Here is a 15,147-nt window from a genome sequence, read left to right on the forward strand (position 1 = left end):
GGAGGAGCACCATGGAATCCGCATCCGTGCAACCCATCTCCGTCCCCGCCTCCGAGCCCCTCGTACCCAATCAGTTCGAGCTCCTGGGCCGCGGCATCTCCGTCACCTTCTCCTCCACGAGCTTCAGCGGCCAGCCGCTGCTGCACTACCAGGACGGCTGCCACGAGGTGAACGCGCGCGGCGAGGACATCCGCCAGGTGGAGACGGAGCTCGGCACGCTGGTGACCATCACGCTCGAGCCGGATGCCGACGCGGGCGAGCTGCTCCTCACCGTGCTGATTCCGAGGGCCCGGCTGGAGGGCGTGGGCAGCGAGGTGCGCATCGCCACCGAGGCCATCCTCACCCGCGGCCGCTTCCCGCGAGGCCCCGCCTCCAGCGCCCAGCTGCAGATGTACATGGTCGTCGCGCTCCGGGGCCGGGCCACCTTCGTCGTCTCCTGACGGCAGGGCGGGCGGCCGGCCGGGCGAGCCCCAGCAAGGATGAGCGTCGCCGGACGGGAGCCGCATGGCCACGGTTCCAAGCATGCAGCTCGGTGCCAGGCGCATGCTGGGGGAAATCCTGATGGAGCTGGGGCTGATCGACCGCGCCCAGCTGCGCCTCGGCCTGGTGCACCACCACGAGACGCGCGTCCCGCTCGGCCGGGCCCTGGTGCGTGAGGGGGTGTGCACCGAGGCGGACGTGCTGCGCGCGCTCTCGCTGCAGCTGGGCATCGCCGCCATCGACCTGGACCGCGAGCCCTTGGATCCCCAGCTCACCCGGCTGGTGACCAAGCGCATCGCCCGGCAGTACCGGGTGGTGCCGCTGCGGCTGGAGAAGGGCGAGCGCGAGGTGCTGCACGTGGCCCTCCCCGCCCCGGCCTCGCTCGAGGCCCTGGACGCCGTGCGCGCCGTCTCCGGCAAGCCGCGCGTGGAGCCGCACCTGGCCTCGGACACCGCCCTGAGCAACGCGCTCGCCGCGCTCTACGGCCTCCAGGACGGTGGCTCGGAGCAGGCGGCCGCAAACGCACCGGAACGCGGGCCGGATCCACCGCTGCTGCTCTACGCGTGGCCACCCGTCACCGCCACCCTCATCACCCGGGCGCTCTCGCGCCATGGCCTCCGCACCAAGGTGGCCACGCCGCTCGAGGTCATGCACACCACGGCCGCGGACCTCGTCTTCGCGCCGGTGCAGGCCATGGAGGGACTGCTCGCCGGAGAGGCCCGCATCGCCGGCGCCATGCTGCTCTCGGGCACCTCGGAGGACGAGGACCTCGAGCGGGCCCACCGCATCGGCGCCCGGGGCTATGTCGCCAACCCGCTCGATGGCGAGCTGCTGCTGCGCGCCATCCGCCGGCTGCGCCCCACCTCGGGCGACGACTCGCGGCCCCACCCGGGCCCCAACGGCTGACGCCCGCTACGGGAAGACGACTCCCAGGGGCAGCTCCTCGCTGGTGAGGAAGCGCGGGAAGGTCGCCGTGTAGCGGTTCGTCTCCACGAGGAGGCGGTTGCCCTCGAAGTGCAGGCCGGAGGCGTAGGTGCTCCCCCGGAACGTGCCGAGGAAACCGTACCGGGACACCGTCAGCGCCTTCGGCTGGAGCGCGAAGAGCCGCACGTGCACGAGCGCCGAGCCGCTCGGCGTCTGCTTCGACGGGAAGGCGATGGCGAGGCCCTTGCTCTCCTTGTGCGTCACCGTGGCACCGGAGGCGTACGAGGAGTCGAGCACCACCGTCTGGGCCTCGCAGTGCCGCGAGGGCATGCGCTGGACGGTCAGCTGGTAGCGCGGCGGCCCATAACCGGGCGAGGGCGGCGTGAGGACGAAGTACCAGCACCCGCGCAGCTGGAGGGGCGGGCCGGCCAGCCACCCGAGGAGCTCCGGCTCACCGGCGCGCATCACCTCCAGCGCCTGGGCCTCGGTGTACTCGTTGGCGGGTACGGCCTCCGGGGCCTCCGCGGGCTCCTCGGCCAGCGCCTCGGGAGCCGCCGCCGTGCTGGCCCCGAGCGCCTCGAGGGCCGCGTTGTCCCGGGCCTCCTGGAGCGCATCCTCCACCTTCTGCGCCTCGGTGCGGGTATCGGCCTCCTCGGGCTGCCCCTCCCCGGCGACCGCGCTCGCGGCCCCGAGGAGCAGGGCCGTCATGGACACCACTCGAATCACGTGCTTCATGCCGTCCTCCTTGCGTGGACACCCCGAGTGTCCAGCACGAAGGTGCGGCACCTCCAGCACCCGGGACGTCACTCGTTGCTGAAGAACAGCCCCGCCACGCCTCCGCGCAGCGAGTACTCCAGCAGCGGGGAGTCGTCGGTGGCCACCCGCGAGTCGTTGAAGAGGCCCGGCACGTCCTCGGGCGTGAGGCCCCGGGAGAAGACCTCACCGGCGCGCAGGGGCTCGATGATGCCGATGTCGTGCAGCGCCTCGCGCACCCCGGGCATCGCCGCCAGCGCGTCGATGCGCTTCGGGTCCGCCTCGAGCGGCCCGTCCGAGGCCACCACGTTGAAGCCATTCTGGTACGAGGGGAACAGCCGCACGTACTTGAACGAGCGCCCCAGCGTGGAGAGCACCAGGCGCAGCTCCGTGCCGAAGCAGTGCTGGATGACGACGCCCCCCGGGGTGAGGTGCTCCTTCACGATGCCGTAGAAGTCGGCGTGGAAGAGGCTCGCGCCGCCGGGAAGCCGCGGGTCCGAGATGTTGATGGAGACGATGTCGTAGCGGTTTTTGGAGCGGGTGAGGTAGTGCCGTCCGTCGTCGACCACCACGTGCACGCGCGGGTTGCGGTGGTAGCCGAGGTTGTGCGGCATGAACATGTCCGCCAGCTCCACCATGGCCGGGAGGATTTCCACCGCGTCCACCCGCTCGAGCTGCGGATACAGGCCGAGCGCGCCCGCGGTGATGCCGTAGCCGCTGCCGAGCACCACCGCCGTCTTCGCCTCGGGGCGGAAGAACATGCCCAGATGGCCCTGCATCTGCTGCACGTACGCGGTGCTCGCCGCGCCGAGGTAGTGCACCAGCTTCGTGTGGTTGTTGCTCACGCTGAGCATGCCGCCCGGCAGCCCCGTCACCTGGAACACGCCGTAGCGGTCCTCCTCGCGGTAGACGAGCTGCTCATGCGGCTCGAGCGTGACGAGCTCCTCGGGCAGCACCAGGGGCACGAGTGAGAGGAGCGCCGTCACCGCGCCCAGGCCGGCGAGCTTCGGCAGACGCTCGCGCACGCCGAGCAGGAAGACGACGGCGGCCACGACGCACGCGAAGGCGACCAGGGCGCCAATGGCGCGGTACACCCCCACCGTGGGCAGCAGCCAGAAGCCGACGAGCAGCGAGCCCGTCACCGAGCCCACCGTGTTCACCAGGTAGAAGAGGCCCGCCGCCCGGCCCGAGCGCTCGCGGGTGAGGCGCGAGGCCGTGAGGCTGAGCGGGAAGAGGCAGCCCATGGCCAGCATCATCGGCCCCAGCAGCACCAGCGTCTGGAGGATGCGCGCGGCGAAGAACACCCCGGTGCTCTGCGGCAGCCCGCGCTCGAATTCCACCTGGTGGTGAATCCACCACTCGGCCAGCGCCGCGCACCCCACCGTGAGGGCCGCGGACACGGCGAGCACCGCGCCCATCAGCCCGGCCATGCGGTGGCCCCAGCGGCGTTGCAGCCGCTCGGCGAGCCACGAGCCTCCGGACAGCGCCACGAGGACGCACGCCATCAGCGTGCTGAAGGCATACACGCGGTTGCCCAGGAAGTAGCTGGACAGCCGCGTCCACGCCACCTCCGCGCCCAGCGTGAGCAGGCCACTGGCCATCGCCACCGTCAGCAGCACCCACTGGGGCAGCGCGGGCGTCCCGGCCTCCGGCGTGCGCTCGGACGCGGGAGCCTCCGGGGAGGCCGGAGCCTCGGAGGACTCGGAGGCGGAGCGAGAGAGCAGCGCGGGGACACAGGCCACGGCCGCGAGCAGGTTGAGCAGGACGCCCGCGCCCACCGAGCCCCGGACGCCGAGCAGGGGCAGCAGCACGAAGCCGCAGGCGATGGTGCCCAGCGAGGCGCCCAGCGTGTTGAGCGCGTAGAGGACGTTCACCCCGCGCACCTCGAGCCCCGCGCGGCGCGCCGCCGCGACCATCATCGGGAAGGTGGCGCCCATGAGCAGCGTGGGCAGCAGCACCAGCGCGAGCACGAAGAAGAAGATGAGGGCCACGCGCGCCACGCCCTGCAAGTCCCCGCCGACGATGAGCGTGTCCCGGCCGAGGAAGAGCAGCAGCCCCGCCGCGCCCGCGGTGAGCGAGATGGCCACCTCCACCCAGGCATAGGCCCGCAGGGGGTTGGGCAGCACGTCTGCCTTGCGCCCGGCCAGCCACGCCCCGAGCGCCAGTCCGACCATGAAGGCCGCGAAGATGGTCGAGGCCGCCTCCACGGTGGAGCCCACCATGGTCGACAGCGAGCGAATCCAGAGCGTCTCGGCGATGAGCGCCGCGGCGCCCGAGAACACCGTGGCGACCTTCAATCCCATCCACGCACGATTCCGGGTGCCGCTCATGGCGTCGCCCCTCCCGCCAGCTTCTGACGCAGCGACTCGCGCAACGCCTGGTCATCGGGTTTCATCGGCCCCAGCCTCCCCAGGTACTCCAGGTGGGCGAGCGCCTCCGCGTCGAGTCCCCGCGAGGCCGCCGCGCGCGCGAGGATGCGCCGCACCTCGGGGACGAGCGGTCCGTCGCGGTAGAGGCGCAGCAGCGCCTCGTCCGTCACCGGGCGGCCGAGCTGGAGCATCAAGTCCAGCCGCAGCACCCGGTAGGGCAAGTCCTTGCCGAGCGACGCCTCCAGCGCGTCGAGCACGGACAGGGCGCGCTCCTTCTGGCCGTACTCCGCCAGGTTGGCGGCCATGGCCATGCGGGTGCGCGGCGCGTCCTCGTCCCCGGCCCACTCCAGCATGCGCTCGACGTACGCGAGCGGCATCGGCTTGTGCCCGCCCTCCGTCAGCAGCTGCCGGCAGATGGGGTCGAGCGAGTGGCTCACCGCCTGCAAGACGGCACAGCGGGTGCCCAGCGACTCGCGCGTGAGCGGCTCGCCGGACAGGCCGGGCACCGTCAGGTCCACGCGCGCGAGCATCAGCGGAGACCAGGGCTTCCCCGTCGTCTGGGTGAGCGAGGCCGAGGCCATGACGAACTCCAGCTCCGGCTGGTCGAAGGTATTGAGGGGCGCCTGCCAGTCCGTCTCGAAGAGCTGGTGCTTGCGCAGAATCAGCTGGGAGAACAGCTCGTTCATCCCCAGGCCGAGCTTGTGCGCGTCGAACAGGGCCACGAGCTCCTGGGGCCACGCCTCCTCGGGGAGCGCATGCGGGGTGAGCGGCTTCGTCCCGCACACCACCTGCGTGTACACGGAGGTGAGGAACACGAAGTGGCAGTCCGTGAAGCTCTCGCGCAGCGTCTCGAAGACGATGCGGGCGCCCTCCGGCTGGACGCGCGCGTCGAACCACATGGAGTACACCCCGCCGTCCACGAGCCGGCTCTTCACCAGCTCGAAGAACTCGCGCGTGTAGAGCTTGCTCGAGGAGAAGTAGAGCGGGCTGGTGACGGTGTTGACGATGGCGTCGTAGCGCTCGTGCGTGGCGGCCAGCGCGGTGAGCCCATCATCGATGTGGAGTGTGAAGCCGGGGCGCGTGGCCAGCCCGAGGTTGTTGGGCGAGAAGCGCGGGAGGGCCGCCGCCACCGCCGGGTTGATTTCCACGCCGTCCGTGTGCGCGAAGAGGCTCGCGGTGGCGCCCGCGGTGATGCCGGTGCCCACGCCGAGCACCAACGCCCGCTCGCGCTGGGGCGCGTAGAGCGCGGGAGAGGTGCCGACAATCAGCTCGCTGAGGTTGGTGCGCCCCGAGCGCGAGGACACGAGCGAGCGGTAGCCGTTGATGATGACCGACTCCTCGCCCTGCTTGTCGCGCACCAGGCTGAGCGCGCTGTCGAAGCGCTTGAGCAGCTCCGTCTCGTGCACGCCGGACAGGGTGCGCGAGAGCGCCTCGGCGGAGGTGAAGTCCCGGTAGGACATCTGCATCAGCGTGTCGGACCAGCTCAGCCCGGCGAGCAGCACGAGCACCGGCGCCGCCGCCAGCCGCGGCAGCTGACGCGTCGCGGGAGCGCCCTCGCGCACGGCGAGCCCCAGCAGCCAGAGGCCGGCGGGGAAGAGCAGCGCCAGGGTGCGGAACGACAGGTTCTCGTAGAGGACGACGACGGACAGGACGTAGCCCAGACAGTTGCCGAAGCTGGAGACCGCGAGCATGCGGCCCGCCGTGCTGCGCGCGCCCGACAGCTGCCCGAGCAGCGCCGGCACCGTGGCGCCGAACACCGTGAGCGGCACCAGCCCCATGGCCGTGAGCACCAGCGCCTTGCACAGCGAGCTGAGCAGCGGCGTCACGCCAAAGGCCACGTTGAGGTAGCCCCAGGCATGGATGAGCGGCTGGAGCAGCAGCACGCTCGCGCCCACGGCCGCGGCGCCCAGCAGCAGCAGCGACTCGAAGCGCAGCCGCCAGCGGTGCGCGCGCCACGTGCCGAGCGCGATGCCCGCCAGCCCCAGCGCCAGCACCAGGGCGAAGTTCTCGTGGAACGGGCCGAAGACGATCTCCGTCACCTTCAGCAGGAAGAGCTGGAACAGGCCGCTGAGGGCGCTGGCGAGGAAGAGCGCGGCCACCCACCGGCGCGGCACCGTCTCGCGCTCGGCCTGCTCCTGCTGCTCGCGGGGAGGCTCCAACCGGCGCAGCACCACCGCGCTCACCAGGTTGAGCATCGCCAGCAGCATCAGCGTCTGCTTCACGCCCAGCGCCCGCAACAGGCCGTACTCCATGGCCAGCACGCACCCCGCCCCACCCAGGTTGTAAATCCAATAGACGATGTTGAAGGCGTCCGAGGAGCTCTCGGCCTTCAGGTGGTGGCGCGCGTACACGGAGAAGAGCGGCACCGAGAAGCCGATGAGCAGCGCCGGGGCGAACGCGAAGGCGAACGCGGTGAACGCCACCACCCCCCGTCCATGTCCCAGGGCCGGCAGCAGGTGCTCGAGCACCGCCTGGGGCTCGCTGCCGAGGGTCAGGGCCACGGCCAGCGAGTACACGCCAATGCCCAGCTCCACCAGCCACAGCCAGCGCACGAAGCGGTGGGACACCCACGCGCCCAGGCCGATGCCCAGCAGGAAGCTGGTGAGGATGGCCGCGTTCACCTGGAACATGTCGCCCAGGTGGGTGGTCAGCAGCCGCGAGTAGAGCAACTCGTAGGCGATGCCACACCAGCCCGACAGCAACGCGACAACGGGAAGAAGCCGACGGTAGGACAGGGGAGTCAAAGGGTGGGCAGAGTAACAAAGGCCCCTCCCCCGTCGAGCTTCATGGATGCCTCCGGTGGGAGTAGCGGCCCACTGCCCGGCTGCTCCCCGGGGAGGCGGCACGGGTCCCGCGCCCGCCTCCGCATCCGGTAGAGTCCCCGCGCCTTGCTGATTCCGCTTCCACGAGGGGCAATGATGAACCCGAGGTCGGCCGTCGCCAGTGGACTCCTCACGCTCGCCCTGCTCGGCGGTTGTCCGAGCCCGAGCCGCACGCAGCTCCGTGAGCCGTCCGCTCAGCCCGTGCCTTCGGCTCCGAAGAGCACCCCGGCGGCGCTGACGGCCCCGGCCGCCCGCACGTCCCAGCACCCCATGACGGAGGGCCGGCTCCTCAACTCCGGGCTCATCATCGAGGCCTTCGCGGAGAAGTTCGGCCGGCGCGAGCTCAAGAAGGTGCCCGCGGAGGTGATCGACACCGGCATCCTCCGGTACGTGCCCTATCTCTCGTACGAGGCGGCGCGGGGCGAGCTCAACATCTACGGAGACCCCCAGCACCCCGCGGGCGTGGAGATCGGCGTCTACGCGGGCAAGGACAGCACCAAGGAGGAGATTCGCAACCTGATGGCCGGGCTCCTCCAGCAGGCGGACGACCGCGAGCTGGTCCATGCCCTGTCGCTCGAGCAGGACCAGATGGAGCGCGCCGGTCTCACGTTCGAGATCACGCCCCCCACGGCGGACGATGGCTTCGGCGGGTGGTGGCTCTCCATCTACGACAAGAAGGCGCTCGACGCGGCCCGCCGCTCCGACACGGAGCTGAAGCAGATTGTCGTGGAGATCCCCACCGCCAAGGCCCCGGACGAGAGCACGGCCTCCCCGAAGAAGGGGAAGAGGGGGAAGAAGGGCGCTCACAAGCCGGGCACGACGGAGCGCGTCTACGTCGAGGACTACGACAAGAAGGACGGCGCCCCGGTCAGCCCGGACCTCTGAGGAGCGCCGGAAGGGCACTTTCCGGTCCTCACCGGTGAGCAGTGAAAACCCTCGGCGGCACTTTCCGGTCCTCACCGGTGAGCAGTGAAAACCCTCGGCGGCACTTTCCGGTCCTCACCGGTGAGGAGTGAAAACCCTCGGCGGCAACTTCCGGTTCTCACCGGTGAGAACCGGAAACCCTCGGCGGCACTTTCCGGTCCTCACCGGTGAGCAGTGAAAACCGCGTGAAGAGAGACCCCCGCTTCTTTTTTCCGCTCTGGGTGCGGCAGCGGGCGGAAGAAGCCGTCCTCACACGCCCACCGCTCGCTCGCGCGCCGGGGGAGCGTGCCTTGTCCGAGCCCCCGGAGGTGAAGACCGTACAAGAGCGGCCAGACTCCCACCCTGGCCGCGGGAGTCCCACCATGCCGAGTCTCCGCGCGCTGCAGGCGTTCCTCTGGTCGCTCTTCCTCTCCCCCGCCCTGGCGCTCGCCCAGTCGACCGAGCCCCTCGAGCCCACTCCGCCCTACCAGGCCGCCCGCTTCGGCCTGGGCTGGCTCTGGCTCACCGTGCTCGCCGTCATCCTCGTGGCCCTCGTGGCCTGGGGACTGTCTCGCGACCGGACCCATCAGCGGGGTCCGCCGCTGACCCATTGAGGCTTCGGCGAGGCGTCAGCGCACCGCCCAGGTCGCCGGGGGCACGTGGAAGACGAGCTCCGGCCGGTCCACCGGGGACAGGCTCGAAGCGCCCGCCTGGAGCGAGCCCGCGAGCGTGGGCACCACCCGGAAGCGCGCGGTGAAGGGCTCGGCCGCGCCCCGGGGCGGAAGGGTGAGGCTCACCGCCCCGTCCTCCACCTCGAAGGCCGTCACCTTGCCCTCGCTCACCAGCGCCTCCAGGCTCGCGCGGTCCACCTGCACGCCCGCGGGCAGGCCCTGGCGCAGGGTGAGCGCCATGCCCGCCGGGGACGCCGCCTGCACCGTCAGCTCCGCCGGCATGCCCACCTTCACCTCCGCCGGGCCCTTCACGGCCAGCTCCAGCCCGCTGCCCGCCGGGCTCGCGCGCCACGGCACGTAGCCGCCCAGCGTGAGGGAGAAGCCCAGCCCCGGCACCGCCGGCTCCGCGCGCACCGCCCACGTGTGCTTGCCCGCCGAGCCCGGCGCGGCGCCCTCCAGCGCGAGCACCTCCCGCAGCGCCTTCGCGTCGAAGGTGCCCTCCGTCAGCACCTTGCCGTCGCGCTCGAGCACCACGCGCACCTGGGCCGGCAGCGGCTCCTTGAAGAGCGCCAGCGCCGCCTTGAGGCCCACGAGGTTGGCGCGCCCATCTCCCCACCCGTACTCGGGCCGGTAGTCCGCGAGCAGCGAGGTGCCCAGGTCCGCCAGCGGCGCCTCCTTGTCCTCCAGGAGCGCCAGCACCGCGAGCGCGGTGGCCTCGGCCTCCGAGGGCACCTCTCCGTCCGCGCGCACCACGCCCGGGCCCACCGGGAGGAAGGCCGAGCCATCCGCGCGCTTCCGCAGCGCGTCGCGCACCTGCTTGCGCAGCGCGTCCCGCACCGTGCCGGACACCCCGCCGCTGGCCAGCACCGCCGCCGCCGTGTAGCCGTCCTGCACCCGTGCGGCGTAGCGCTCGAAGGCGCCCGCCACGCGCGCGCCGAAGGCCGAGCCCCTCAGGCGTCCCGCGTCCGAGCCCGCGCCGGCCCGCACCGCCCGCGCGCAGTCCGCCGTGGCCACCAGCAGCCGCTGCAACGTCCAGCCATCCGCTCCCTGGCACGTCCCATCCGGCCGCTGCGCCGCGGCCACCTGCGCGGAGAGGCGCTCGCCCAGCCGCGCCAGCACCGGGTTGTCCGGGTGCACCAGCGCCGCCTCGGCCAGCAGCGCCGCGGTGGCCACGTCCGGCGTGCGGCCGGCCCGCAGCACCCGCTGCCCCGAGAGCGCCGACATGCGCTTGAGCTCCTCCGCGTCCGCCGTGCCGCCCAGCGACTTGAGCAGCTCCGTCGCGCGGCCCGCGAGCAGCAGCGTGTAGGCATCCTCGGCCACGCCCCCGCGCCCGTTGGCCGCGGCCAATTCCGAGCGCAGCACGCCCAGCGCGCCCGGGAAGACGAGCAGGCGCACCCGCTCACTGCCCGCCACGGCGTCCGCGGGGCCCTCGAGCTCCAGCGAGCGCGGCGCGGCCAGGGTGCCCCCGCGCGTCTGGGACACCGGCCGGCCCGTGGGCCACACGTCGAAGGAGCGCACCACCGAGTCCGTCGCGCCCAGCGAGGCCCGCACCGTCACCGGCCCCGGCCGTGCCGTGCGCACCGTCACGTACTCCACCACGCTGCCCGCCGCCGGCACCGTCACCGTGCGCGAGCCGCCCTCCACCACCGCGCCCTGGGCCTCCACCTTCAGCGCGCGCGTCACGGGCGCCTGCGTGGTGTTCACCACCTGCACCGGCACGCGCACCACGTCCCCGGCGCGCAGGAAGGGCGGCAGCACCGGGTCCACGTACGTGGGCAGCGTGCCCGCGAAGGTGCTCACCGCCCCCGCCTGCGCCCCCGAGCGCGAGTGCGCCAGCGCCAGCACCCGCCAGTTCGTCAGCCGGTCCGGCACCTTCACCGGCACCGAGGCCAGGCCGTTCTCGTCCGTCACCACCAGCGGCTCGAAGAGGAACGTCTCGGGGAACCAGGCCCGGCCCGGCGTGGCCGGAGCCTCGGACGGTGGCGCGGGCGGAGGCGGGGGCGCTCCCGGCTTCATCGCCCTCGCCGGGGCCGCCCCACCGCTTCCGAGCACGCCTCCCATCGCGTCCAGGGCTGGCGCGGGCGCCGCCACCTGCATCGGGGGCGGTGCCTCCGGCGCGGCCATCCCATCGTCCTCGTTCTCGCCGAAGGTCTTGAGGCTCCCCTTCGCCAGCTCGTCCCTGCGGGAGTCACCGGCCAGCGCGTACGCGGGCTCGGAGCGCGCCAGGCTGCGCATGCACGTGTTCAGCGCGAAGCCCGCGACGAGGCACACCCCACCCAGAATGAAGTAGCGCTTCATGGCGCCTCCCGGGCGACCCACGCGCCCCAGTTCTCGACGTCCTCGGGCAGCCGCGTTCCGCTCACCACCACCGCCCGCGGGTCGGTGAGGGCGAGCAGCTCCGGCGGCAGCCGCGACAGCTTCAACCGGCGGCCATAGGCGTCCGTCACCGCCTCGCCGCGCTTCTCACAGGCCTCGAGGGCCTTCTCCCACAACCTCGCCATGCCCTCGGGCGAGAGCGTCTCACCCTGCGGCGCCGACTCCTCCCAGGCGCGCACCTGCACCGACAGCTCGGAGAGTACCCGGTAGAAGGGCTCGGTCAGCTCCACGTCCGGGGCGAAGCCTTTCCGCACCGCGAAGGACACAGGCTTCTCGCTCCCGTCCCGAGGCGGCACACCCGACACGCGCAGCAGCGTGGCCGCGGCCGCGTTGGCCCCCCGGATGCGGCCCATGGCGAGCGCCGTCCCGTCCAGCACGTCGAAGGCCGGCGAGGCCACCGTGGGCGCCGGGCGCAGGCTGTCCAGCGCGCCCGGGCCCGGCAGCGACGCGAGCTGCGACAGGCTCTCGTCCACGCCGAAGAGGCCCACCGCCGCCGGGCCGTCCCGGCCGTCCACGCGCGTGTGCACCTGGAGGTGGGCCAGCTCGCCGGGCGCGTAGGCCGTCTTGTCCGGCGCCACCTCCAGCGCCAGTTGGGCGCGCGGCGCCACGTACACCCGCGCCAGGGCCCCCGCCCAGGAGGCCTCGGCCCAGCCCTCGAAGCCCTCGGGCAGGCGGAAGCGCGCCACCGGCAGCCGGCCCGTCTTCTCCACCTGCGCCTTCAGCGCCTTCTCCCCGGCCGTCAGGAAGAGCTCCCTGGGCAGCTCGCCATTGAAGTCCGGGCCGCGCAGCAGCTCCAGGCGCACCTCGTCCCCGGCCTTCGCCAGCACGGGCGTGGCCCGCAGGCGCGCGGTGGGCAGTTGCGCCGGGTGCAACACCAGCTTCGTCGAGCCCACGTCCTCCTGGCCCGCCTTCGCGCTCACCTTCAGCTCGTAGCCGAGCAGCGTCGTCTCCTGGGGCCCGCCGCCCTCGGCCTCATCGCCCGCGGGCCCGGCGGTGAAGCGCACCACGCCCATGGCGCTCGCCGGCTCCGAGTCCGCGTCCGGTTTCGAGTCCAGTACCAGCCGCGCGAAACGCGCCTGGACACAGGACAGCGCCGAGGCCGGCAGCAGCTCCTCGGACGGGGGCAGGGAGGCCCAGCCCACCTCCACCTCGCGGTGCCCCGGGCGCGTGCGCCAGGTGAGCGCCGAGGGCAGCGGGGTGGACAGGGACAGCTTCGCGGGCAGGCACTCGCGCGCATCCAGCGCCGCGCGCTTCAACGCCTCCGCGAGTCCCTCGCTGGCACCGGAGACCTCCTGCACCTCGAAGGAGAGCGAGGGCAGCCCGGGGTCGTTCACCCCCAGGGTGAGCGCCAGCATCCGCTCGTGGCCGGAGGGCAGCGAGCGCGCGCGGACGGCCGAGGCGAGGCAGGAGGCCAGCGGCGAGCCCTCCGACGCCACGTCCACCACCGTGCCTCCCGAGGAGACGTGCACGCCCAGCGTCACCTGGGCGGAGCCGTCCTCGGGCGAGACGAAGCGCGCGCACGGGTGCAGTGCTTGCAGCCAGCGCTCCAGGGCGAGCTGGTCCTCGAGCGAGGGCTCCTGGGTGTCCGAGAGGAGGTCCCTCACCCCGCTCAGCGCCACCGGCGGAGGCGGCGGCACGCGGCGCACCGGCATGGGAGGGAGGACGACGTTGACGGGCGGGCCCGGGTCGAGCTGGAAGGCGGCCACGCCGTCCTCGTCCGTCACCGCGCGCACGCCCTCGTCGCGCGGATCCCACGCGCGCTTCACGGTGAGCTCCGTGCCGGGCGGCGGCAGCTGGCCGTCGGCGGTGGTGGCGCGCAGGTAGACGCGGTTGCTGTAGCCCTCCACCAGGCCGTCCGACAGCTCCGTCACCACCGACACGGAGAGCGCGTCCTCGGTGAGCAGCACCGAGGCCCCGCCCGCCACGTGGTCCCCCGCCGGGTCCGTGGCGGACAGGGACGCCGAGAGGGTGGCCTGGCCGCGCAAGTCATAGGGCACGCGCGGCAGGGCGAGGCGGAAGCGTCCGGTGCCATCCGTGCGCGCCTTGTGGGGCAGCCCCTCGCGGGCCTTCTCGTCGAGCCACTCGGTGGGCGGGGGCCATCCGCCCGAGGCATTCCAGGAGACGTCCACGGCCGCGTCCGCCACCGGCGCGCCCGAGCTGTACACGACGCGGCCCTCGACGACGGGGGACTCCCCGGCGCGCCAGAAGGGCCGGGTGCTCTGGGCCTCGACGCGGAAGCGCGGCAGGGTGAAGGGCTTCACCTGGAAGGAGGCCTCGCCGGAGGCCTCGCCGCTCGTCCAGCGCACCGTCCAGCGGCCCTTGGGCGCGCCGCGGTCGAGCGGAAGGTCACCCGCCACCACGCCCCACGGGCCCGCCGGCATGCGCTGCTCCAGGACGACCTCGCCGGAAGGGTCGGTGACGAGCCACGTGCCCGGGCGCCCGTCGATGGGGGCGAGGTCCTTCGCGCGCAGCACCACGGCGCGGAAGCGCACCTGGTGGCCGGGCTCGTAGAGGGGCCGGTCGGTGAGGACGTGGACGCGGGCGGGGGCGTAGAGGGCCAGCGGGGCGTCCACGGTGTCGGTGCCGAGCGGCGAGGAGACGCGGGCGCGCAGCGTGTAGTCCCCATCCGGCAGCGAGGGCAGCTTCACCCGGGCGGAGAGGGCGTAGTCGTGGTCCCGCTGCTCCCAGCGCTTCTCGGGCGGGAGTGGAGACTCCTTGCCCGTGGCGTCCACGAGGAAGAGCTCCGCTTCCAGGCGCCGCACCGGAGCGTCCAGCTGCTCCCAGGCGCGCGAGGTGACACCGTGGGCCTCGGCCGAGACGGACACTGTGCCAGTGGCCTCACGCGCGAGCCCCTCCACGCGCAACGCCACCGTCTGCCGCAAGCGTCCGTCCGGACAGCGCGGCACCTTCACGCCCTGGAAGACCCAGGCGGACACGCACACGTCCGACGTGGCCCAGCCCACGAGGCCCACGGCGAGTACCGCGGCGATGCCGAGGGTGACTCGGCGGTTCAAACGGAAGTTCATCTAGCCTCCCCGGCCGACACTCTACGCCAGGGACGAGGCCGCGCGCCCCCCCCGCGCGTCGCGCGCAGAAGCCCTCATCCGTCGTGAAGCCCCTCCAGGAATTCCTGAAAGCTGTTCGCGACGGGGAGGATGGACAGCTCGCCGGTCACGAGGACGACCCGGGGCCTGTCAGGGGCATTCCTGAAATCGAAGCACAAGTACTCGCCGCCGGGGGTTCTCCCAAATGGGAAGATTCCTGGCGGGAGATGGGGCGCAAGCACTTCGTAGACCCGCATGACCGAGTACGACTCCCTCCCCTCGATGGGGGTGATGGTCAGGAGGTCGTTGAAGACATCCTCGGCTCCGCCGACGTCGAAGACACAAGGCTCGGGGGCCATGCCCTGATAGCGGCAGACAAGCTGCTTGTACGTTTCGGGGAGCCTGACCCCCCAGGCCTGCTCGACGGGCTGGAGCCTGCTGGCCTCGATGGGATGAGACTCGTCTCGGAGATAGGGTTTCCAGCGAATCGCCATGGTCACCGGCCTCCACCCCAGATGGCCATCCCTCCCGTATGAGGATTGGCGAGCAGGTGCTCTCCGTCAGGCACCAGTTGCATCCTTCCGACGTCCTGATGGTGATGCCATGCGTAGCCCTCGGGAGCCCGGGAGGAGGACGGCAGACTCTCGATGCTGCTCTGGGAAAGACCAAGCTCGCGTGCCAGCGCAGGCTCCTCCTTGATTGCCTGGAAAAGCTTCTGGTTCGCGGCTCTGTAGTGCCCGGGCCGCGAGCGGCTGCCGATGTGGCTCTCGTCCAGAAGGGTTTCGAATTTCGGCCTGAACTCGGG

General features: G+C 72.5%; 11 protein-coding genes. 4 read left to right on the forward strand and 7 right to left on the reverse strand.

The annotated features are described in order from the left end of the window. Positions 1 to 11 precede the first annotated feature (11 nt). On the forward strand, positions 12 to 440 hold the full coding sequence (locus ACJ8AN_RS09750; RefSeq protein WP_407755001.1) for a hypothetical protein: 429 nt from the start codon (positions 12 to 14) through the stop codon (positions 438 to 440). A gap of 82 nt (positions 441 to 522) precedes the next feature. Continuing rightward, on the forward strand, positions 523 to 1,386 hold the full coding sequence (locus tag ACJ8AN_RS09755) for a hypothetical protein (protein ID WP_407755012.1): 864 nt from the start codon (positions 523 to 525) through the stop codon (positions 1,384 to 1,386). A gap of 6 nt (positions 1,387 to 1,392) precedes the next feature. Here the strand turns inward: ACJ8AN_RS09755 and ACJ8AN_RS09760 are convergent, their stop codons facing one another. The 3 genes from ACJ8AN_RS09760 to ACJ8AN_RS09770 all read right to left on the reverse strand — a co-directional run bounded on the left by ACJ8AN_RS09760 (position 1,393) and on the right by ACJ8AN_RS09770 (position 7,228). Further along, a complete protein-coding gene (locus ACJ8AN_RS09760; RefSeq protein ID WP_407755002.1) occupies positions 1,393 to 2,139 on the reverse strand; it encodes a hypothetical protein in 747 nt (248 codons plus the stop codon). Between the two features lie 68 nt (positions 2,140 to 2,207). Further along, on the reverse strand, positions 2,208 to 4,487 hold the full coding sequence (locus tag ACJ8AN_RS09765) for a fused MFS/spermidine synthase (RefSeq protein ID WP_407755003.1): 2,280 nt from the start codon (positions 4,485 to 4,487) through the stop codon (positions 2,208 to 2,210). After that, positions 4,484 to 7,228: a hypothetical protein gene (locus ACJ8AN_RS09770; protein WP_407755004.1), complete on the reverse strand. Its 2,745-nt coding sequence runs from the start codon at positions 7,226 to 7,228 to the stop codon at positions 4,484 to 4,486. The genes ACJ8AN_RS09765 and ACJ8AN_RS09770 overlap by 4 nt, the downstream gene beginning before the upstream one ends. A gap of 216 nt (positions 7,229 to 7,444) precedes the next feature. Between ACJ8AN_RS09770 and ACJ8AN_RS09775 the strand changes: the two genes are divergently transcribed. Beyond that, entirely contained in the window at positions 7,445 to 8,233 is a 789-nt protein-coding gene (locus ACJ8AN_RS09775) for a hypothetical protein (protein WP_407755005.1), read from the forward strand. Between the two features lie 401 nt (positions 8,234 to 8,634). After that, the gene (locus tag ACJ8AN_RS09780; RefSeq protein ID WP_407755006.1) at positions 8,635 to 8,865 is read left to right on the forward strand and encodes a hypothetical protein; all 231 of its coding nucleotides are present in this window, start codon (positions 8,635 to 8,637) and stop codon (positions 8,863 to 8,865) included. A 15-nt stretch (positions 8,866 to 8,880) separates the two neighbouring features. On the opposite strand, the gene ACJ8AN_RS09785 is transcribed toward ACJ8AN_RS09780, so the two are convergent. The 4 genes from ACJ8AN_RS09785 to ACJ8AN_RS09800 all read right to left on the reverse strand — a co-directional run. Next, the gene (locus ACJ8AN_RS09785) at positions 8,881 to 11,220 is read right to left on the reverse strand and encodes an alpha-2-macroglobulin family protein (protein WP_407755007.1); all 2,340 of its coding nucleotides are present in this window, start codon (positions 11,218 to 11,220) and stop codon (positions 8,881 to 8,883) included. After that, positions 11,217 to 14,324, reverse strand: a complete 3,108-nt coding sequence (locus ACJ8AN_RS09790) for an MG2 domain-containing protein (protein WP_407755008.1) — start codon at positions 14,322 to 14,324, stop codon at positions 11,217 to 11,219. The genes ACJ8AN_RS09785 and ACJ8AN_RS09790 overlap by 4 nt, the downstream gene beginning before the upstream one ends. Before the next feature lie 74 nt (positions 14,325 to 14,398). Beyond that, positions 14,399 to 14,836, reverse strand: a complete 438-nt coding sequence (locus ACJ8AN_RS09795) for an SMI1/KNR4 family protein (protein WP_407755009.1) — start codon at positions 14,834 to 14,836, stop codon at positions 14,399 to 14,401. Between the two features lie 2 nt (positions 14,837 to 14,838). Continuing rightward, a partial coding sequence (locus ACJ8AN_RS09800; protein WP_407755010.1) for an HNH endonuclease occupies positions 14,839 to 15,147 on the reverse strand: 309 nt, incomplete at its 5' end.

Origin of the sequence: Archangium sp., from assembly GCF_045802675.1 — a bacterium.
Classification (GTDB): domain Bacteria; phylum Myxococcota; class Myxococcia; order Myxococcales; family Myxococcaceae; genus Archangium.

Coding starts and splice junctions, on each gene's coding strand:
- ACJ8AN_RS09750 (WP_407755001.1), top strand. CDS start 12: ATGGAATCCGCATCCGTGCAACCCATCTCCGTCCCCGCCTCCGAGCCC.
- ACJ8AN_RS09765 (WP_407755003.1), bottom strand. CDS start 4,487: ATGAGCGGCACCCGGAATCGTGCGTGGATGGGATTGAAGGTCGCCACG.
- ACJ8AN_RS09795 (WP_407755009.1), bottom strand. CDS start 14,836: ATGGCGATTCGCTGGAAACCCTATCTCCGAGACGAGTCTCATCCCATC.
- ACJ8AN_RS09785 (WP_407755007.1), bottom strand. CDS start 11,220: ATGAAGCGCTACTTCATTCTGGGTGGGGTGTGCCTCGTCGCGGGCTTC.
- ACJ8AN_RS09755 (WP_407755012.1), top strand. CDS start 523: ATGCAGCTCGGTGCCAGGCGCATGCTGGGGGAAATCCTGATGGAGCTG.
- ACJ8AN_RS09780 (WP_407755006.1), top strand. CDS start 8,635: ATGCCGAGTCTCCGCGCGCTGCAGGCGTTCCTCTGGTCGCTCTTCCTC.
- ACJ8AN_RS09760 (WP_407755002.1), bottom strand. CDS start 2,139: ATGAAGCACGTGATTCGAGTGGTGTCCATGACGGCCCTGCTCCTCGGG.
- ACJ8AN_RS09775 (WP_407755005.1), top strand. CDS start 7,445: ATGAACCCGAGGTCGGCCGTCGCCAGTGGACTCCTCACGCTCGCCCTG.
- ACJ8AN_RS09790 (WP_407755008.1), bottom strand. CDS start 14,324: ATGAACTTCCGTTTGAACCGCCGAGTCACCCTCGGCATCGCCGCGGTA.